The 21,335-nt window shown below is 33.7% G+C and carries 21 protein-coding genes; 19 read left to right on the top strand and 2 right to left on the bottom strand.

Going from position 1 to position 21,335, the window contains the following annotated elements; translation table 11 throughout:
• Positions 1–208: 208 nt before the first annotated feature.
• Genes DHU68_RS08375 through DHU68_RS08300 form a run of 16 tightly spaced genes read left to right on the top strand, consistent with a single transcriptional unit; the run spans position 209 to position 14,538 of the window.
• Positions 209–1,069 (top strand): ABC transporter permease, encoded by an 861-nt coding sequence (locus DHU68_RS08375; RefSeq protein WP_108822562.1) that lies wholly within the window; start codon positions 209–211, stop codon positions 1,067–1,069.
• A 12-nt stretch (positions 1,070–1,081) separates the two neighbouring features.
• Positions 1,082–2,341, top strand: coding sequence for an ABC transporter ATP-binding protein (locus tag DHU68_RS08370; protein ID WP_108822514.1), 1,260 nt, complete (start codon positions 1,082–1,084; stop codon positions 2,339–2,341).
• Positions 2,342–2,344: 3 nt separating this feature from the next.
• Positions 2,345–3,292 (top strand): UDP-glycosyltransferase, encoded by a 948-nt coding sequence (locus DHU68_RS08365; RefSeq protein ID WP_108822513.1) that lies wholly within the window; start codon positions 2,345–2,347, stop codon positions 3,290–3,292.
• A 39-nt stretch (positions 3,293–3,331) separates the two neighbouring features.
• Complete coding sequence (locus DHU68_RS08360) at positions 3,332–4,261, top strand: glycosyltransferase family 2 protein (RefSeq protein ID WP_108822512.1); 930 nt, start codon at positions 3,332–3,334, stop codon at positions 4,259–4,261.
• A 16-nt stretch (positions 4,262–4,277) separates the two neighbouring features.
• The gene (locus tag DHU68_RS08355) at positions 4,278–5,363 is read left to right on the top strand and encodes a hypothetical protein (RefSeq protein WP_108822511.1); all 1,086 of its coding nucleotides are present in this window, start codon (positions 4,278–4,280) and stop codon (positions 5,361–5,363) included.
• 17 nt (positions 5,364–5,380) lie between these two features.
• The gene (locus DHU68_RS08350) at positions 5,381–6,355 is read left to right on the top strand and encodes a glycosyltransferase (protein WP_108822510.1); all 975 of its coding nucleotides are present in this window, start codon (positions 5,381–5,383) and stop codon (positions 6,353–6,355) included.
• 10 nt (positions 6,356–6,365) lie between these two features.
• The gene (locus tag DHU68_RS08345; RefSeq protein WP_108822509.1) at positions 6,366–7,055 is read left to right on the top strand and encodes a CatB-related O-acetyltransferase; all 690 of its coding nucleotides are present in this window, start codon (positions 6,366–6,368) and stop codon (positions 7,053–7,055) included.
• Between the two features lie 4 nt (positions 7,056–7,059).
• Positions 7,060–7,842 (top strand): glycosyltransferase family 2 protein, encoded by a 783-nt coding sequence (locus tag DHU68_RS08340; RefSeq protein ID WP_108822508.1) that lies wholly within the window; start codon positions 7,060–7,062, stop codon positions 7,840–7,842.
• Between the two features lie 6 nt (positions 7,843–7,848).
• Positions 7,849–8,694 (top strand): glycosyltransferase family A protein, encoded by an 846-nt coding sequence (locus DHU68_RS08335; RefSeq protein WP_108822507.1) that lies wholly within the window; start codon positions 7,849–7,851, stop codon positions 8,692–8,694.
• Between the two features lie 11 nt (positions 8,695–8,705).
• The gene (locus tag DHU68_RS08330; RefSeq protein ID WP_108822506.1) at positions 8,706–9,554 is read left to right on the top strand and encodes a glycosyltransferase; all 849 of its coding nucleotides are present in this window, start codon (positions 8,706–8,708) and stop codon (positions 9,552–9,554) included.
• Positions 9,551–10,672: a DegT/DnrJ/EryC1/StrS aminotransferase family protein gene (locus DHU68_RS08325; protein WP_108822505.1), complete on the top strand. Its 1,122-nt coding sequence runs from the start codon at positions 9,551–9,553 to the stop codon at positions 10,670–10,672. The genes DHU68_RS08330 and DHU68_RS08325 overlap by 4 nt, the downstream gene beginning before the upstream one ends.
• Positions 10,669–11,364: a WbqC family protein gene (locus DHU68_RS08320; protein WP_108822504.1), complete on the top strand. Its 696-nt coding sequence runs from the start codon at positions 10,669–10,671 to the stop codon at positions 11,362–11,364. The genes DHU68_RS08325 and DHU68_RS08320 overlap by 4 nt, the downstream gene beginning before the upstream one ends.
• Positions 11,361–12,314, top strand: a complete 954-nt coding sequence (locus tag DHU68_RS08315; RefSeq protein ID WP_108822503.1) for a hypothetical protein — start codon at positions 11,361–11,363, stop codon at positions 12,312–12,314. Before DHU68_RS08320 ends, DHU68_RS08315 begins: the two co-directional genes overlap by 4 nt.
• Positions 12,315–12,360: 46 nt before the next feature.
• Positions 12,361–12,810: a hypothetical protein gene (locus tag DHU68_RS08310; protein ID WP_160111106.1), complete on the top strand. Its 450-nt coding sequence runs from the start codon at positions 12,361–12,363 to the stop codon at positions 12,808–12,810.
• A 26-nt stretch (positions 12,811–12,836) separates the two neighbouring features.
• A complete protein-coding gene (locus DHU68_RS08305) occupies positions 12,837–13,718 on the top strand; it encodes a glycosyltransferase (protein WP_255412474.1) in 882 nt (293 codons plus the stop codon).
• A 1-nt stretch (position 13,719) separates the two neighbouring features.
• Entirely contained in the window at positions 13,720–14,538 is an 819-nt protein-coding gene (locus DHU68_RS08300; protein WP_108822501.1) for a glycosyltransferase family 2 protein, read from the top strand.
• Between the two features lie 8 nt (positions 14,539–14,546).
• On the opposite strand, the gene DHU68_RS08295 is transcribed toward DHU68_RS08300, so the two are convergent.
• Positions 14,547–15,935: an rRNA cytosine-C5-methyltransferase gene (locus DHU68_RS08295; protein ID WP_108822500.1), complete on the bottom strand. Its 1,389-nt coding sequence runs from the start codon at positions 15,933–15,935 to the stop codon at positions 14,547–14,549.
• A 176-nt stretch (positions 15,936–16,111) separates the two neighbouring features.
• Between DHU68_RS08295 and DHU68_RS08290 the strand changes: the two genes are divergently transcribed.
• From DHU68_RS08290 to DHU68_RS08280, 3 genes are all read left to right on the top strand, one after another.
• Positions 16,112–17,614 carry a glycosyltransferase family 39 protein gene (locus DHU68_RS08290; RefSeq protein WP_108822499.1) on the top strand — a complete coding sequence of 501 codons (1,503 nt, stop codon included), beginning with the start codon at positions 16,112–16,114 and terminating at the stop codon, positions 17,612–17,614.
• A gap of 7 nt (positions 17,615–17,621) precedes the next feature.
• A complete protein-coding gene (locus DHU68_RS08285; protein ID WP_108822560.1) occupies positions 17,622–18,326 on the top strand; it encodes an SAM-dependent methyltransferase in 705 nt (234 codons plus the stop codon).
• Between the two features lie 151 nt (positions 18,327–18,477).
• Positions 18,478–20,211, top strand: coding sequence for a PCMD domain-containing protein (locus tag DHU68_RS08280; protein WP_108822498.1), 1,734 nt, complete (start codon positions 18,478–18,480; stop codon positions 20,209–20,211).
• 158 nt (positions 20,212–20,369) lie between these two features.
• On the opposite strand, the gene DHU68_RS08275 is transcribed toward DHU68_RS08280, so the two are convergent.
• Complete coding sequence (locus DHU68_RS08275; protein ID WP_108822497.1) at positions 20,370–21,230, bottom strand: RNA polymerase sigma factor RpoD/SigA; 861 nt, start codon at positions 21,228–21,230, stop codon at positions 20,370–20,372.
• Positions 21,231–21,335 lie beyond the last annotated feature (105 nt).

The raw sequence follows: 21,335 nt of genomic DNA, 5'->3' as shown, positions 1-21,335 counted from the left end.
TATTTGTATTTCATAGGTTAAAATGTTTTTAGAGAATGAAAAATAAATTATTTTTATTGATAAAATCGTGTTCTAAAATATATGCTACAAATATTCGAAAAAATATCTGTAATAGCGCAATTTAAATAATGTGAAATGAAAGTTTTTTTTTCTTATCTTTGTGCGAAAATAAGTGGGACACAAACAAAAACAAATTAGAAACAAATATATGGAACCCGAAAAAGAGTATTGGGACATCGTAATAAAACCTAAAACTGAAAAATTCTCTTTAAATCTTAGTGAAGTATGGAAGTACCGAGACCTTGTTGTAATGTATATTCGACGAGATATCGTGACTATGTACAAACAAACTATTTTAGGTCCTTTATGGTATGTAATACAGCCTATATTTAGTACTCTGATGATGATGTTTGTGTTTGGTGGAATTGCTGGAATTCCTACAGATGGTATTCCTCATCCAGTTTTTTATATGTCAGGAATAATGATGTGGAACTACTTTAGCGAATGCTTAGGCAGATCTTCAGGTACCTTTACTGGAAATGCAGGGGTATTTAGTAAAGTTTACTTTCCTCGATTAGTGGTTCCCATATCAGGATTAATCTCAAGCTTAGTTAAATTAGCTATTCAGATAGGATTGTTTCTTTGTGTGTATTTCTATTTCTTTGCAACAAGTGATTCTTTGCATCCAAACATGACTTTGCTTCTTTTCCCTTATCTCATATTCTTATCAGCAATCATGGGGTTTGGAATTGGTATAATCATTTCTTCAATGACAACAAAATATAGAGACTTAAACTATTTTTTTGGTTTTATTGTTTCTTTATGGATGTATATAACACCAGTAGTTTATCCTCTTTCTGAAGTTGCGGCAAAGGCTGGGAAATATGGATGGATCGTAGAGTTTAATCCCATGACTCCAATTGTAGAAGCTACACGGTATGCTTTTACTGGGGCGGGAGTGTTCTCTTGGTCTGGAATTTTATATAGTACAATAATAGCTGTGGTTACGTCTATCATAGGTATTTGGGCTTTTAATAAAATAGAGAGACGTTTTATTGATACTGTTTAAAAGAAAAGTTGAATGTCAGATATAGCTATAAAATTCGAAGAAGTATCTAAGCATTATCGTTTAGGTGTAGTTGGTACTGGTACATTGAGTCATGACCTTAATAGATGGTGGCATTTGGTAAGAGGGAAAGACGATCCTTATTTGAAAGTAGGAGAGGTTAATGACCGATCAAGTAAAGCTACTAGTGAATATGTTTGGGCTTTGAAAGATATTTCTTTCGATGTAAAGCAAGGAGATGTAGTCGGTATAATAGGTAGAAATGGTGCGGGTAAATCAACCTTGTTAAAACTTTTATCCCGCGTGACAGCTCCAACTACTGGAACAATAAAAGCTAAAGGACGTATTGGTTCTCTACTTGAGGTGGGTACAGGATTTCATCCGGAGCTTACAGGACGTGAGAATATCTACATGAATGGTTCGATTATGGGTATGACAAAAGCTGAGATTACAAAAAAGCTTGATGAAATAATCGATTTTGCTGGTGTGGAGAAATATATTGATACGCCAACAAAAAGATATTCTTCGGGCATGACTGTACGACTAGGGTTTGCTGTTGCTGCACATCTTGAGCCTGAAATATTGGTTGTAGATGAAGTTTTAGCAGTAGGAGATGCTGAATTCCAGAAGAAAGCAATAGGTAAGATGCAGGATGTTTCCAGAGGAGAGGGGCGGACAGTATTGTTTGTTAGTCATAATATGGGAGCTGTAAAAGAATTGTGTCGGTCAGGAATTCTATTGAAAAATGGAACTGTGGATTTTACGGGTAAAGCAATGGATGTGATAAGTAGATATCTTACTTCTCAAGAAAATGGAGAGTTTGAAGGAAATTTTAATCCTCCTATTGACGCAGAAAATAGATTTACTTTTATTAAAGTTTATAATTCTATAAATATAGAATCAACAGAAGTTATGACAGGAGAGTCTATTTCTATTAAAATAGGAATACAAAATTCTACATTTGAAGATTCTATTGGTATAGGAATCTACTTTAGAAATAGATATGGAGATAAAGTTGCAGGGATTACTTCTTTTTTTGGCGAAGTTGATAAAGGAAGTGAAGCTTTTAAAGATGAAAGAATAGTGCATTTGAAAATTTCTAAATTTCGATTGACTGCTGGTTTGTATTCTATAGAATTGGCTCTAGTAAAGAAAAATCTTGCTAGGTTAGATCACTATGAAGAAGCTTTGAGATTAACTGTTATTGATGGGATTCAGAATGTTAATTATAGTCTAGGCTATGTGTTTTTTGATGGTAAATGGCATATTGAATAGTATATGAATATTCTAGTAGCAAATAATCAATTGGAGAGAACAGGGGGGACCGAGAACTATACTTATGCTATAATAGAAGAATTCTTAAGATGTGGGCATTCAGTAGAATACTTTACCTTTAGAAAAGGAGAGATATCTGATAAAATAGAGGCTTTGAATGTAAGATTCAGAAGCAAAAGATCGTATGATTTGATTATAGCAAATCACACTACTACTGTAGAAAAATTACATCTATATGGGTGTATAATACAAACTTGTCATGGGATAACACCTATACTTGAACAGCCTTCTTCTCTTGCCGATTTTTATGTAAGTGTCAGTTATGAGGTACAGCAGTACCTGAAAAGTAAAGGGTATAATAGTATAGTTATAAATAATGGAGTAAATTGCGATCGTTTCATTCCTGAGACGAAAATAAATAAAGAATTAAAATCAGTTTTGTCTTTGTGTCAATCTGAAGAAGCTAATAATTTTGTTAGAGAGTGTTGCTTGGATATAGGAGCTGAATTTAAAAAGTTAAATAAGCATATTGATAACTTATGGCATATTGAAAAAAATATAAATGAATCGGATCTTGTTGTTGGAATAGGGCGATCTTTATATGATGCAATGGCTTGTGGACGTGCAGTGTTATCATATGATAACAGAAACTATAGTCGAGATTTTGGAGATGGATATCTGAACTCAAATAATATTATTGAATCACTGAAGTATAACTGTTCAGGAAGAGGTCTTAAGAAAACTTTTACGAAAGAATTGTTTATTGAAGAGTTGAAAAAATACAATGAAAAAGATGGTGTTTTTTTTAGAAATTTTGCATTAGAACATTTAAATATAAGACAAAGTGTTGCAAGTTATTTGAGTATTGCATCGATACCTGCGATTAAGAAGAAGAGAGTAGAAAAAGCCCTATTCTTAGCGAAAGCTTTTATTAATAGAAAATTTAACTAACAACGAAGAGATTTTGTAAAACTCTTTTGCATTTCAAATATGAATAAAAAAGTAAGTGTTTTTGTTGTAACATATAATCAGGAAAAATATATCCAAGAATGTTTGGATGGGATAGTAAACCAAAAAGTAAACTTCGAATATGAAGTTGTTATTGGAGAGGATTGTTCCACGGATAAAACATTAGATATTTGCAAGATGTACGCAGATAAATACTCTCAAATCAAGCTTTTGCCCTCTGAAAAAAATATGGGATTCATAAAAAATTGGGAGAGAGTTCTTAATGCATGTGAAGGTGAATATATTGCAATGTGTGAAGGCGATGACTATTGGTCAGATATAAATAAATTACAAAAACAGGTGGATTTTTTGGATGAAAATCAAGAGTATTCTGTTTGTGGAGGGCTTATAAATCACTATTATGAGGAAAGCAAGACTTTTGAAGCTTTGGAAATGCCTGATGCGGCTCTTTATCCAAAAGGAAGAGATGTTACATTAGACAACTTTATGTATCCTTATATAATGAGGACTGCTACTATTTGTTTTAGACGAAAAGCTTTAAATGGTATTGATCGGTTCAGTAAAATAAAAGATGTAATTTTATTTGCTGCTTTACTTGAACAAGGAAAAGGATTTGTTTTTAATCAAATATTTAGTGTTTATCGTAAACATAACTTAGGTGAGTGGTCTAAGTTGAATGAAGAGCAAAAGATATTATATGATTTAGATAGCTATGGAGAGTTGGATAAACATTATCATTCAAAGAGTAAATCTATTCGAGAATATTTTTTGAAAAGAAATTTCGATTTGTTTTTCACTAACTATAAACTATATAAAGAGAAAGGGATAAAGAAAATAACCGTTTTTGATCTGATCCGTTTTCTTACCTTTGATGAAAATGTAAAAAAATATAGTAATAAGGTCTTGATTCGGAAATATCTGGGTGTATATAGACGAAAAATGGGATTGTGATTATAATTTTTTTATAATGAGGGTATTAATAACCGTAGATCCATTAACTACATTAAACTCTATAATAAATAATTATTTAGAGGGAATGAGTAAATATGCTGAAGTTGTAGCCTCGGCCTCATCTTTTTGGACTAGTAATCTGAAGTTTGATATAATAAATATACATTGGCCAGAGGTATTGGTCTCAGGAATGGATTACAAAGATAATCTTCCAGGTTTATTAGAGGCAAGGCTTAAATATTGGAAGGGTTTAGGTACCAAAATAGTTATAACTTATCATAATAGACTTCCCCATAAACAAAAATATTTAGATCAAAAAATTTATGATTTAATATATACAAATGCAGATGGCTTCATTCATTTAGGAGATGTGAGTTTGAAGGAATTGAGCTCGATTTCTAAATTATCAGAAAAAAAACATCTCGTTATATATCATCCCAACTATTTAGACATTCCAAACTCTATCTCAAGAGAGGATGCTCGAAAAAGATTAGGTCTTCAAATGAATGATATTGTATTTATATCATTTGGCAACATTCGCCATCAAGAAGAGGAGGATTTCCTAATAGAGGCATTTTCTAAGTTAGATAACAGATCTAAAAAAAAGAAACTTATAATAGTAAATGCTTTAAGTTTAGCAAAACGAACGGGTAAAGCTTTTCCTATCACAAGATTTAAATATGAGTTATGGAAGAAGAAGTTAGCAAAGAGAAATATTATTATTGAAGAAAATCCATATATAGGAGATGATTATATTCAAATTTATATGAATGCAGCTGATGTGATCATATCACCTCGTTTATATAATTTAAATTCAGGAATAATTTTTTTAGCGTTCTCTTTCAAGAAAATAGTTATCGGGCCCGATACTGGTAATATTGGTGAATTTTTAGATAAATTGAATAACCCTAAGTTTTCTACCGTTAGTACGGACTCATTGAGAGATATGATGGAAAAAAGTATCTTGTTGATTGATTCAGATATAGCTGAAAATAATTTTCAGTTTGTGAAGAATGAATGTAATATATATAAGATAGGAAAACAATATATTGACTTCTTTGATTTGGTTTTAAAAGAAGATTCGTTAAATAATAAATCTTGATATAAGAAAATAATAAAATGGAGCTTGCCCCAATAGTCCTTTTTGTATATAATAGGCCGCAACATACTTTGCGGACATTAGAGGCTTTAGCTAAAAATGAATTAGCTGAAAACTCGGTTTTGTACATATACGCGGATGGGCCTAAACCAAATGTGGATGAAGAGTCAATCCTTAATATAGAAGAAACTCGAAGAATATTGAGGCTTCGGCAATGGTGTGGAAAAGTTCATATTATAGAATCGAATCAAAATAAAGGGTTGGCAGATTCTATAATTGAAGGAGTAAGTGAAACTGTTAATAAATACGGGACTGTCATTGTTTTAGAAGATGATATTGTAACAGCCCCATTTTTTTTGACATATATGAATAAAGCATTACAGCTTTATAAGAATGAAGAAAAAGTTATGCACATTTCAGCTTATGTGCCTGTGACAACGGGAGGGAGAAAACTACCCGAAACATTTTTTTTACATTTGTCAAATTGTTGGGGATGGGCTACATGGAAAAATAGTTGGTCTTGTTTTAATTCAAATACAAAAGACTTATTGAGAGACGTTTCTAAAAAGATAAATATGAAAGAATTTACTCTCGATGGAAACTATGATATTTACGAACAACTTGAAAAAAATTATACAGGAGAATTAAATACTTGGTTTGTTAAGTGGTATTCTTCTATCTATTTAAAGCAAGGCTTGTCTTTATTCCCTAAAAAATCATTAGTTTCAAATATTGGATTCGATGGAAGTGGTGAACACTGCATTAGTATTGATGGCCGATATGACGTGGACTTGGGTGAATCTATATTACTTAAACCAATAAAGCTTAATCCAAGTAAGTACGGCTGGGATTATTTCCGACGTTTCTACAAATATGGAAAAGATTCATCAATAGAGAGAAGAATAGCTTTTCGTATAAGAAAAACTCATTTTTTTATATTTTTACGAAAACTACCGATATATAAGATCTATACAAGATTCAGACACAATGAATAAATAAGGAAATATGTATAAGCTGATAAGGAGGATTATAAGTTTTTTTGTAAAGAAAGTTTATGGAACAGAAAGAAACTCTCTGTACTATTTAGTAAATAGTGTAGAGGAAGATAATCTGTTTTTTAATCAAAATCAGTTTGTCGATTCCCAAAAAGGAATAAATGTACACTTAGGCATTTGTCATAAAATAAAAGATACTTCTATAGGAGATTATACATATATATCACAAGGGGCTAATATAAATAGAACTTATATTGGTAAATTCTGCTCTATTGGTCCAAACTTTACTTGTGGCTGGGGGATACATCCGACCAATGGCATATCAACATCTCCCATGTTCTATTCTACAAAGAAACAGAACGGAATGACATTGACTCAATATGATAAAATAGAAGAAAGCAAGGATATAAATATAGGAAATGACGTTTTTATAGGGATGAATGTAACAATCCTTGATGGGATTACAATAGGTGATGGAGCTGTTATAGGCGCAGGGGCTGTTGTCTCTAAAAATATTCCAGCTTATGCTATAGCTGTCGGGAATCCTATAGAAATAAAAAAATATCGTTTTTCATCCGATAAAATAGAGAAGTTGTTAAAACTAAAATGGTGGGAGTGGGACTCTGAGAGATTAAAAGAAGTGGAAAGGAATTTTTTTGATATAGATAAATTTTTGGCTGAACATATATCTGAGGATTAAATAAATGAAACTATCAATCATAACAATAAACTATAATAATGCAGATGGACTAAAAAGAACAATAAGTAGTGTTGTTCCTTGCATTTCGTCTACAGTAGAATATATTGTTATCGATGGAGGCTCTACAGATGGCAGTGTTGATGTAATTAAGCAATATGCTAAGGATATAAATTACTGGGTCAGCGAATCTGATAAAGGTGTCTTTCATGCAATGAATAAAGGTCTAGTTAAGGCTAAAGGTGAATATGTCCTGTTCATTAATAGTGGAGACCTAATTAAAACAGATGTAGATTTCACTAATATATTATCCTTCCTAACAGGAGAGGATATGATATATTTTGATATCGAACTAGAGGATATTAATAAATCATATATTAATACCTATCCCGATAACCTTGATTTTAAGTTTTTTGCAGAGCAATCCTTACCTCACCAAGCAACTTTCACAAAGCGCGAAATATTATTAGAATATGGAGGCTACAATGAACAGATGAGAATTGCTTCAGATTGGGCTTTTACAGTAGATGCAGTTTGTTTGAAAGGGTATAGCTATAGACATGTTGCAACATATTTTTCTACCTATTTTTTGGATGGTATCAGTTCAGATCCCGAAAACTATAAATTACTTTGGCTAGAGAAAGGAGAGCATACAAAAACACACTATCCATTGTATTATTCTTTGTATAAAGAGTGGATGGAGAAGAAAGATGAACTGTATAAACTTAAATCGTCGGTTAGCGTTAGATATTTAAAGAAACTCGGTTTCCTAAAATGGTTAAAACTATAAAATAATATGAACCCTCTTATATCGGTTATTATTCCTTGTTATAATCAGGCTGCATATTTGCCAGATGCATTACAATCTCTGTTGGATCAAAAATATTCTAACTGGGAATGTATTATCGTAAATGATGGCTCCCCTGATAATACAGAAGAAGTTGCTTTGCAATGGGTAAATAAAGATAACCGAATCAAATATTTTAAGAAAGAAAATACTGGGGTTTGTGATACTCGAAACTTCGGAGTGAAACATGCTGAAGGAGAATTTATAGTTCCTCTGGATGGGGATGATAAATTAGGACCACATTATTTTGTAGAAGCAATAGATGTTTTTACAGCCAATCCTCAAGTTAAGCTGATATATTGCGATACCATTTTGTTCGGAGATAGAAATGAGAAACTTATAAATAAAGAATTTGTCTTCGAAAATATGGTGACTGAGAATCAGATATTCAATTCAGCTATATTTCGTCGTGCCGATTTTCTTGAGGTAGGAGGGTACAATACCAATATGGTGGATGGTATCGAAGATTGGGATTTTTATCTCTCTCTGATAAAGCCTACCGATAAGGTCGTAAAATTGAATGCTTTCCATTACTATTATAGAATAAAGGCAGTTTCTCGTTCAGCTAGGATCAATACACATAAACAGAAGAATGATGCAATGTTGTTGCAGATGTTTAAAAATCATGCTCCTTTATTCTTAGAGTATTTTAATCCGGTGCGAGATAGAATAGAAGCTGAATATTATAAGAAGGAATCAAGTTCTTTGCAAAATTCGATTGAATATAAGATTGGAAGATTTATATATTCGCCGGTGAAATTGAGTAAAAGAATTTTTAGAAAATTATTTTCTTAAGCATATTCAAAATGAAAATAAATATTATACTCATTACATATAATCAGGCACAGTATATCCGGCAAGTATTGGAGAGCATACTAATGCAAAAGACTTCCTGCGAAGTTGAGATTATTGTAGCAGATGATTGTTCTACAGATAATACCTTAGATATTATCAAAGAGTATGATATGAAATCAACCTTTACATTTACTTATCTTGAAAAGGAGCATAATGTAGGATATAATAAAAATTATCAGCAAGCCTTTGCTGCTTGTACCGGCGATTATGTAGCTATAATGGAAGGCGACGACTATTGGGTAAAAGAGAATCATCTTCAAAACCATGTAGATCATTTAGAGCAACATCCAAATGCTTCTATGAGTTACAATAGGCACATACGATTATTTGAAGATCAGGATAGAGAAGAAATTTTTGACTGGGCGACAGATAAGGATTATGAATTTATAACCACAGAGCAGTTAGCATTGGGTAATAAGATAGGTAATCTTTCTTGTTGTGTCTTTCGTGGCAATCATATACAGAATTTAGATTCTAAATTATTTGATGTAGAAATTGCAGATTGGATGCTAGGAATGTATATGGGACAATTTGGTCCATTATTATATTTAAAAGATGTAACTTCGGCCTATCGTATCCATGATGACGGACAATGGTCTAAAATGACCGAACGTGAACAATTTCTTAGAGTTATCGAGCTGATTAATGAATACGATAAGTATTTTGATTATAAATATACAAGTGATTTTACAAAACATAAGAAACGGTTGGAGATAGTACTTTACGGAGATAAAAGCCTAAGAGGACAGATTAAAAGTATTACACCCGAGTTTATTAGAAAAATATACAGACGCATATGACAAAAAAGATAATGGTAACCCAACCGGCTCTTCCTCCGTTGGAAGAATTTATTCCCTATTTAGAAAAAATATGGGATAATAAATGGTTAACCAATAATGGACCTTTTCACGAACAATTTGAAAAAGAATTGGCCGAATATCTGGGTGTGAAATATATTTCCGTTTTTTCGAATGGTACATTAGCTCTGATAACAGCTCTTCAAGCCTTAAGGATTACGGGAGAGGTTATTACTACTCCGTATAGTTTTGTCGCCACTACGCACTCCTTGTGGTGGAATAATATAAAGCCCGTATTCGTAGATATTGATGATAAATACTATAATATAGACCCAAAGAAATTAGAGGCAGCCATCACGCCACGCACAACGGCGATTATGCCTGTCCACGTATATGGAAATCCGTGCGATGTAGAAGAAATTCAACGTATAGCAGATATATATGGATTAAGGGTGATTTATGATGCGGCTCATGCTTTTGCTGTAAAGAAAGATGGCCAATCTGTCCTAAATTGGGGGGATTTATCTATCCTAAGCTTTCATGCGACAAAGGTCTTCAATACGATAGAAGGTGGAGCGATTGTTTGTCCCGACGAAAGAACGAAACAACGTGTTGATTTACTAAAAAACTTTGGTTTTAGAAATGAAACTACAGTAATAGAGCCGGGTATCAATGCTAAAATGAATGAATTGCAAGCTGCCTATGGCTCTTTGCAACTAAAGCATGTTGATACATATATATCAAATCGCGTAGAGCTGGCTAAGCTGTATGATTCATTGCTAAAAGATATTCCCGGGCTGACTTTTATGGAGGTTGGTGAAGGTGTTGACCATACTTACCCGTATTACCCTATTCGTGTTAATACAGCCGAGTATGGTATGAGCAGAGATGATTTGTATTTCAAGCTGCAAGAATATGATGTGTTTGGGCGTCGCTACTTTTACCCTCTAATTAGTGATTTCCCTACTTATAAGGGACTACCATCTGCAGATACTAGCAACCTGCCTATATCCACACAGGTGTCTAAAGAGATCATCTGTTTGCCTATGTATGCAAGTCTTGAACGTAGCGAGGTGGAGAAAATCTGTGGACTTATAAAAGATAAGCCTTGGACGAAATGAAAATAGGAATAATGCAGCCTTATTTTCTGCCTTATATCGGGTATTTCCAATTGCTTAACGCGGTTGATAAATATGTGATATATGACAATATACAGTACACTAAAAAAGGTTGGATTAACAGAAATCGTATTCTTCAGAACGGAAAAGATTTACTTATATCCATTCCTCTAGAGAAGGATTCAGACTATCTGGATGTGAAGGATAGGTATGTGTCTAAAAGTTTTGATAAAAAGAAACTATTAAACCAGATAAGAGAATCGTATCGTAAGGCTCCTCATTTCGAAGAGGTAATGCCTATGATGGAAGATATTATCAATTTCGAGGGCGAAAATCTTTTTCAGTATATTTACAATTCTATGCAGAGAATTTGTAGATACTTGAATATAAATACAGAAATTGTTATTTCTTCTTCGTTGTCTATCGATCATTCATTGAAAGGGCAGGAAAAAGTTTTGGCTATCTGTAAAGAATTGCAGGCAACTGATTATATCAATGCAATAGGTGGACAGGAGTTGTACAATAAAGAAGATTTCGAAAAAGAAAATATAGGTTTACACTTCCTTTCAACTAATCCAATAGAATACAAGCAGTTCAAAAACGAATTTGTACCTTGGTTATCTATTCTGGATGTTATGATGTTTAATTCGGTTGGCGAAATAGGGGAGATGTTGGTAAATTATAAGTTGGTATGAAAGAAATAGGCGGATATTTTGAACTTCAGCTTCGCAAAGGCGAACACTATCATAAAGGTGCTGTTCTGTTAAATACGGCACGCAATTGCCTTGAATATATTTTAAGGGCAAAGAAATATAAAAAGATATATATCCCGTACTTAAACTCAGAGGTAATATGGGAGCCTATAAATAAATTGGGGATAGAACGAGAATTTTATTCGGTAGATTTTAATCTTGACCCTATCTTTGATAAAGAATTAGATAAGGATGAAGTGTTTTTCTTTTCCGACACTTATGGTGTAAAATGCTGTACAGTCGAAAAATTGGTGAAACGTTTTGGTAAGCAACTGATTGTAGACAATACACATGCTTTCTTCTCTCGTCCATACGAAGGAATAGATACAATATATTCGCCACGTAAATTTTTCGGACTACCTGATGGTGCTTATTTATATACAGATACACTATTGGCGGAGGAGTTGGAGCAAGACGATTCCATCCCTCATATGACACATTTGATGAAACGTATAGAGTATGGAAGTGCAAGTGTTGGTTATCAAGATTTTCTCGATTATTGTGCAAGCTTGGTTAATCAGCCGATAAAACGAATGTCGAATCTCGCATCTGCTCTATTAGCGAATATCGATTATGAGAATCTGAAACAACGACAAGTTCGTAACTTTAGGTATCTTCATTCTGTCTTGGGGGAACACAATCAATTTAAGTATGATGATTTTTCCGAAGATACTTGTCCGCTTAGCTATATGTTCTATTCCGAGGATCCTAATCTAAGGAAGAAATTGATAGAAAATAAAATCTATGTGTCCACCTACTGGAAAGAAACGCTAGGTTTAGTTGAAAAAGATTCAGCCGAATACAAGATAGTCAATTCCTTGCTTCCCCTTCCTTGCGACCATCGCTACGATGAGGAGGATATGAAAAGGATAGTGGAGGTGATTCAGGCTTAAGTATACAGGGTTGTAGACTCTATACAATATAATATTTATAATATAGATGGTGAAAAATATATGTATTCTCATTCTTTTATCTTTTTTATTTACCGCATGTGGGAAAGGTGGGGGCATGTATGACTTTATTTTAGAAGTGGGCTATAAAAGTGATTCATCTAAAATCGAAGAGAGCGCTTCTAGTGTAATCTTTGCAGAAAATGATACTAGTGCCTACTTTTTTGCCTATAATGTCTATGCCGGATATGTTGCACAAGATTATTATACTCCTGAGTCAGATGCGTATATGAAAAGTTTTAAGCTAGTCAAAAGAGATGGTTTCGATATTGCATCAAGTCTCAATTTTGAGGATAAAATAAACTTGGAACAAATGATAATGAATTGGAACGAGAAGACTCAATATCTAAGTCGTAATAATTGTAGCCAAGAAGAATTTAGTGAACATTTGAAAAAAGATCCCAACCCTTACAAAGATAGAGCATATTGGGGTAAATGAATTATTAAGAATCTTTTTTGAAAGAAATGTCTGAACAAAATAAAAATATAATGGTTTCGGTTTCCATGATTACATACAATCATGAACAATTTATTGCTGAGGCAATAGAAGGGGTAGTAATGCAAAAGACAAACTTCCCTTTCGAGCTTGTTATTGGTGAAGACCTGAGTACCGATAACACCCGAGCCATTTGTGTAGAATATCAAAAGAAATATCCGGATATTATCCGATTGAGACTGAATAATCCTAATCAGGGGATGATGCTCAACTGGATAAATAACATAGAAAGCGGACAAGGGAAATATATTGCTCTTTGCGATGGGGATGACTATTGGACAGATCCCTTCAAGCTCCAAAAACAAGTGGATTTTATGGAAGCAAACCCCGATTTTGCCATGTGTTCTCACAAGGTACATACACTGATGTGTGGTGTAATGGATGAGAATATAGAAATGGAACGGGATGTATTGACCACCGAAGATATTATTAAAAAAGATTGGGGCTTACTTACTGCTTCTATCTTTTTCAGGAAAGATGCTCATAAAGTACCGGAGTGGTATTACACGGTCAAAAACGGGGATTATGCTCTACAACTAATCGTTTCATTGTCAGGTAAGATTAAGTTTTTGCCCGAATATATGGCTGTGTACAGACAGCATTTAGGAGGAATGTCTTCTACATTGAAACCTCTCAATCAAACAGCATGGATGGTATACTTATTGCATGAATTTGATAAATATACATCCAAAGGGTTCCATAAAGCAATTGTGGAGAGAATAAAAAGAATGTATAAAATTCAGATTTACTATGCAAAAGGCTATAGTCTGCGAAAAGCAGCAGCCGTTTTAACGATGTATCAGAAACTTGTATTTGTAAATCCTTTTATGATAAAGTCACGCCGAAAATAATATGAAATTATCTATAATAACGATTAATTTGAATGACGAAAAAGGTCTTAAAAAGACGATAGATAGTGTCATCTCTCAGACTTTTACCGATTACGAATTTATTATTATCGACGGTAAGTCGACGGATGGAAGCGTAGATTTGATTCACCAGTACGAAGATAAAATTTCCTATTGGGTTAGTGAGAAGGATAGTGGAATATACAATGCCCAAAATAAAGGAATAAAACAAGCTAAGGGAGAATATCTGTATTTCTTAAATGCTGGTGATGCTCTATATGCTGATGATGTGTTGGAAAAAGTATTTGCCGAAGACCCGCATGATCCCTTTATTTGTGGAAGCTTCTATATGGAAAGAGGAGGCGACTTAGAGCCGGATACATCATACAAAGACCGTGATTGGCATATGGCAATATATGAATTGTTCTCAGGCTTTCTTTGCCATCAAGCATTTTTTATTCATCGTAGTAATTTCGAAAAATATGGACTTTATGATGAAAGCCTACGTGTTGTGGCCGACTGGAAACTGTTTTTTCAGGGAATTGCAATAGATCGTCTGCCTGTTCGCTATGTTGATACCTTTATTGTTGTTTACAATATGGAAGGTTTCAGCACTCAGGTTGGGGGAGAGGTTATTTATCCCGAAAAGCTGAAAGTTTGCAGAGAGGTATTGAACGAGAACGCCGTGAAAAAGTTAGAACGACTTTATTACCTCGAACAAAACGGATTTGTGACCGATATAATGAAATCTAAGAACTGGATATATAATGGTTTCAGAGCTTTCTGTAAGATTGGTCGTGTGTTGGGCTTTGTAAAAGGTTAAGTCTAGCACTACTCCAATACATTCACTTCCTTATCAGGTATATTGCCAGAGCGTATTCTCCACTCCTGAGGGTAAAGGTTATTCGCTCTGTTACCGATGTTCTTTACAAATCCGAGGGGGTGTTCTTCGTAAGTAAGTAAGATATAACCTTTCGGTTGGTCGGGTAGGAGTAGAGCCTCTTTTCTTAGGTACGCGATAGCTTGTTCCCATGTAAGTTCATATGTCAAGAAAGAATCTTTGTTTATTAGCGTACTCATTGCTAAAGATTGACTAGGAATAAAATCTTTTCCTTTGAATTCGCCCAAATTTACACCTTCCGATAGAATGTTTAAATGTTCGTTCAATATCTCTATATCATCGTATAGATGTTCAGCTATGGCATGCCAGTTATTAGCTCTACTATAAAACTTAAACATGTTATCGTTCAGTAGATATTTCTTGTATCCAGTTGCTAAATCATTTTTAGGTGAGCTGTTTTTCTTATTCTTTTTATTCTTGGAATGAGAGAAAGTCGCATTTTCTTCTTCGGGTTTTCTTAGTATTGCGCAAAAGAACCCTTCACCTTTTGTCTTGTGAGGGAAAAACCGATAAGCCGTGATATTGTCAATTAAGGATGGTGTTATTTTCCACTCTTCTTTTATGTCGATCGATATATTTTCTGCACCGAATTCGTCACACATCCATTGCACGTTCTTTTCATTCTCTTCCAGATTGTAAGTGCATGTGCTATATATAAGTATTCCTCCACCCTTTAGAGATGACCAAATATCTGCAATTATTCGCTGTTGGCGTTCTTTGCACAGTTTGACGTTTTCGAGAGACCATTCGCTGATAGCCATTTCATCTTTTCTGAACATACCTTCACCCGAGCAAGGAGCATCTACTAATATAATATCAAAGAAGTTCTTTACTTTCCCTATTTTAGCAGGGTCGTTATTTGCAACAATGACATTCGGGTTACCCCATTTCGTCATGTTTTCTACTAGAATGTTTGCTCTGGATCTGATCACCTCATTTGAAACAAGCAAGCTCTTGTTGTCTAAAGAATCGGCAATTAATGTCGATTTTCCACCCGGAGCAGCACATAGGTCAAGTATTCGTGAATTCTCTTTTTTGAATTTGTTTATTATTTCACCAATAAACATAGACGAGGCTTCCTGTACATAATAGTTGCCAGCATGAAATAGTGGGTCGAATGTAAATTGAGGTCTTTCAGATAGATAATATCCGTTGTCACACCACATGATTTTATCATTCAGTTTATTCGTATTTCTTGTTTTTCTCTTATTGATACGAATGCTTGTTGGCGATTCTGGCTCTATAGCTTGAAATAAAAATTTGGCTTCATCTCCAATAAGAGATTCTGTTTGTATTCTAAAATCCGAAGGTAAATTCATGTCCAATAGTCAATATTCACTGCAAAGTTAGAGTAAAATATGTTTTATTGCATTATTTTCAAACCATTAAATACATGCTGATACCAGAAAATAACAATTCGTCTTAAAGAGAATAAGTAAGTTAAATCTAAATATTTTGGCTATTTTTGCATTCTGTAAGAATTAAACATAAACGAATGATAAGTAAATGGATATCGCAAGATAAGAACATCTATATTGGGCTTCTCATTTATACTTTTCTGCTGATTCTTTTTTGTTCTAAATTGTCTCCATTGTATCCTCTGACAGAATGGGCGGATGTGAATCTGTATTTTAATATGGGAAAGGCTATGATGAATGGGAAAACTTTGTATAGTGAGGTGTTTGATCATAAAGGACCAGTCATATTTGTTCTTTATGGTATTGGGTGTCTGATATCCAATGCGTCTTTTTTCGGAGTATTTATTATTCAATGTTTGTTGTGGTGCTGTATGGTGATTACCACATATTTAACAGCTCGAATGTATCTAGGGAAGATTTATGCATTTATTATTGCTGTCGTATTTCCTGTTTTTATGCTGACTCATACAAATGATGGTGGTTCTGCCGAAGAGTTTATTGCTATTTTTCAGGTCGTAAGTTTATTCTTGTTTATCAAATTTTTTAAAGAAAAAGAGCCTCTACTGCATAAACCTCAATATATGTTGGTGCATGGTATTATGTGCGCACTTGTACTCTTTACTAAAATAAATCTGACTGTGTTTTGGGTTTTTCCATTAGCAGGAGTGTTTCTATATTTATTTTTAAGGAAGGAGTATACAAATTTTATTCATAATATTTTAGCCTTTATCATTGGATTATTAATAATCGCATTACCTATTGTTCTTTATCTATGGGTAAACGGAGCCTTAGTTGAAGCATGGGACATATATATAGTGTTGAATAAAAGCTATGCTAATATAGGGAGTTTCTCGGATATAATATCGAAGCTTTTTAGCAGTGCTTATCTGCGTTTGAGGTTCGATACATTTCCATTTTTACTTATCCTTTTAGGCGCAATCTATTTTCCAGTACGATATTTGGAAAATAAGATAGGAAAAGTAGTGATGATTCTATCTTTCATAGCTTTATATACAGCAATATTTGTTACTCCAAGGTTTATCTTTTACTATTCTATCCCTTATTATGTTTATGGGCTGTTAGGTCTAATAGTATTGGCTCATTATTTAAAAATCAATTCAAATTGGAAAGTATATACTTTGTGTGCCGTTCTTGCTTTGTGGTGGGGAATCAGTAAAAAAGATTTCTTTGGATTACAATTTAATGAATTGTTCGGAAAAAAAGAGGGGAGTTCTTCTCTCGTTGCTTTTACAGATATTATAAGCCAAGAAGATAATCCAACATTAATGAATCTAAATCTCAATTTATATACAACGATATTCACTAAATTGGATATTGTACCTAATGTAAAGTATTTTGTTTCGCCTAATCTGTCACATGATATTTATCCAGAAATGAGGAACGAGCAAACTAAATATATTGAACAAGGGAGTATTCAATTTATTATTATGTCGAGTAGGATGGAGGATTATGAATACTTTAATTCGTTATCTGTAATGAATAAAAATTACTTAAAAGCAGATAGCATATTATCTTCTGATGGAGAAAAAATATATCTATATAAACGAAAAGACAACTAATATAATGATGCAAGGAACACTGTTCTTAATACCTGTTACTTTAGGAGAAACTTCGATAGAACAAGTTTTGCCATCTTACAACAAAGAAGTTATACTACAAACAAAATACTTCATTGTCGAAAATATCCGTTCGGCTCGAAGATTCTTGAAAAAGGTCGAGCAATCTATCAATATCGATGAACTAACTTTTTTTGAACTGAATAAGCATACAAACCTGAATCAGATAGAAAGCTATCTTCATCCTTTGGAAAAGGGCTTTCATGTTGGTATTATATCCGAAGCTGGTTGTCCTGCAATAGCAGATCCGGGTAGTGATATTGTAGCCATTGCTCAGCGAAAGAATTATAAGGTTGTACCCCTTATTGGTCCATCATCTATTCTTCTTTCATTGATGGCGTCGGGCTTTAATGGTCAGGGGTTTGCTTTCCAAGGATATCTTCCGGTAGATGGAGCTGAGCGAGTAAAAAAGATAAAGAAGTTGGAGCAGCTGATTCAATATGAAAATCAGACTCAAATTTTCATAGAAACGCCATTCCGAAATCAAAAACTAGTTGAAGATATTATTAAGCATTGCGCCCCCTCTACAAAGCTGTGCATTGCAATGAATATCACCTGTGAAGATGAATATATAAAAACCCGTTCGGTAAAAGAATGGAAAAAGCAATTACCGAATATGTCTAAACAGCAGTGTATCTTTTTGCTATATAAATAATAGATATAAGATTAGAAAAGTAGTCTATTATATTAGAATGTTAAAATAAGCTTAATTTTAACAAATAAATTATCATACCATACTAAAATGATCCGATTTCTTTAAGAAGTCTGGCTACCTTTGCACCAAATTATTAATAATAGAGATAATTATGAAAAAAATCTTTAAGCTATTCCCTCTTTTAGGGGTTCTCCTTATTAGTGGACTGTTTATTGCTTGTAATGATGATGACGAGAAAAGTACAGAGGCTCTTATTTTAGAGATGACCTTCGAGAATGAAATTGTAACTGTTCAGCCTGTCGTTGCAGGAACAGATATTAATTTTGCAGTGGCTCATAATGCAACAGAGGAGCAGTTAAAAGGGCTTGTCCCAATAATAAAGGTGTCAAATGGGGCAACTGTTAATCCTGAATCAGGAACGGCCGTAGATTTTACTGCAGAAACTGTAGAGTTTGTAGTAACAGCAGAGGATGGGGTTTCTACTACAAAATATACAGCAAGTTGTAAAAGAAGTATCAATACAGAAGCCAAAATATTAAGTATGAAATTTCTTGATTCTGATATTGTAGTGGGAGATGCAGAAATTGAAGATACTAATATAATTATTCCGATAAAAGGGAATACTTCTTCTTCTAGTAGTAAACTAAAGAAATTAATACCTACAATTGAAATATCAGATAATGCTACTATTGGAATATTTGTAGGAGAGCAAGATGAGATTGTTGCTTGCGAAGAAGGGATTGAAATTGACTTCTCACAAGCAGAAGAAGGCAATAGTGAACATAAGCCAGTGAGGTTTTTGGTGACAGCGGAAGATGGTGTGACTCAAACGATCTATTCGGCTTCTTATAAGAAAAATACGAGTACTGAAGCATACCTTGCAAATTTTGCATTAACAAGTTCTGTAATAACAAAAGATCCAGTTGTAAAAGGGGCAAGTTACCTTTATGAAATATCAAACGATGCTACATTGGATGACTTAAATAAAATTATACCAACTTTTGAAATACCTAAATACGCTACAGTTTCTCCTAAGTTGGGGGCTGAGATCGATTTGTCTAAAGGACCTGTTGTTTATACAGTCACATCAGGAGATGGGAAAACAAAAGCAACATATGAAATTATCCCTTGGCAGAATAAATTTAATTTTGAGCATTGGGCTCTTGAAGGTACAGCTAAAAATGCAGCCAATAAACTGACTATTGATTATTATGCACCATTAGGAAATTGGAGTTCAAGTAATGGCGGAGCAAACTTTCTGGTTTTGCTTGGTCAGGTAGATAAAGTTGTAGTAACTAAAACCGATGATGCGAATAGTGGTACAGGTGCTGCTCGAATTGAAACAATTCAGTCAAATAAAATAGATGGTACAGGAGCTGCTACTTATCCTGTGGTAACTACAGGGTCTTTATTCATAGGTACATTTAAAACAGATATCATCAATACACTAAAAAGTACAAAATTTGGGATGATATATGATAAAAAGCCAACTAGCGTAAAAGGCTATTATAAATATACTCCGGGTTCAGTTTTTTACCGTTGCCCTAATCCTAAAAGCTACAATGTAGTGGTTGCTGAACCTACAACAACAGATGAATGTGCTATTAATGCCATCCTTTATGAAGTAGATGAAAAAGGTACATATTTAACAGGTGTAGATGCTTATGATGAAACTAAATTAACAGCTATTGCAAAGCTTAAGGATGGAACAAAAAAAGAAGAGTATTCTTTTTTTGATATCGATTTTGAATATATTAAGCCTTACGATCCGAATAAAACTTATCGTCTAGCTATAATTTGTTCTTCAAGCAAATGGGGAGATACATTTAGTGGAGCCCCTGGAAGTGTGCTTTATGTAGATGATATAGAAATTATCTCAGAATAAAGATAGAAAAGAGTATTTTAAATGATAAAGGCGGAGAAGTTATTCTCCGCCTTTATCATTTACTATTAGTTAAATAAACTTCTATATATAAAAATAAAAAAGCGAAGATTAAAATAATCTTCGCTTTTATATAACTCTTATACTTAGAGATAAATCCCTTATCCTAAGTAACTTTTTAGTAATTTACTACGTGAATTTTGTCTTAAGCGCTTAATTGCTTTTTCCTTGATTTGACGTACACGCTCACGTGTCAGTTGAAATTTATCACCAATTTCTTCTAATGTCATTTCTTGGTAACCAATACCGAAGAACATCTTGATGATTTCACTTTCTCTTTCAGTCAATGTTGATAATGCCCGCTCAATTTCTTGTTGTAGCGATTCATTAATCAACTTGCGGTCAGCAATAGGCGCGTCATCGTTTACCAATACGTCGAGTAAGCTGTTGTCTTCTCCTTCAACAAAAGGAGCATCCATCGAAATGTGTCGTCCCGAAACTTTCAGAGAGTCAGAAATTTTTTCTACAGGTATGTCTAATTGCTCAGCTAGCTCTTCTGCCGACGGCTTGCGTTCGTTTTCCTGCTCAAACTTAGAGAAGGCTTTGCTAATCTTATTTAGCGAACCTACTTGGTTTAGCGGAAGGCGTACGATACGCGATTGTTCTGCTAATGCTTGCAATATAGATTGGCGTATCCACCATACTGCATAACTGATAAATTTAAAACCTCTGGTTTCGTCGAATTTTTCCGCAGCTTTGATTAGTCCTAGATTTCCTTCGTTGATAAGGTCAGGTAAACTTAATCCTTGATTTTGGTATTGTTTTGCAACGGAAACAACGAACCTTAAATTGGCTCTGGTTAGTTTCTCTAATGCTGCTCTGTCACCTTTTTTGATGGCTTGAGCTAACTCTACCTCTTCTTCAACTGTAATTAAGTCTTCACGACCAATTTCTTGCAAGTACTTGTCTAAAGACGCACTTTCACGATTCGTAATTGACTTTGTAATCTTTAACTGCCTCATATACAGATATATATATCTAAAAACACCAAAACGTCTGCAAATTTACGAAAAAAAAGCCATATATAGGCTATAGTCTTCGTTTAATTGAACACGTTATTATTAAAT

It is taken from the genome of Dysgonomonas sp. Marseille-P4361 (assembly GCF_900343125.1).
GTDB lineage: Bacteria > Bacteroidota > Bacteroidia > Bacteroidales > Dysgonomonadaceae > Dysgonomonas.
This window is presented reverse-complemented; position numbering and strand designations above follow the sequence as displayed.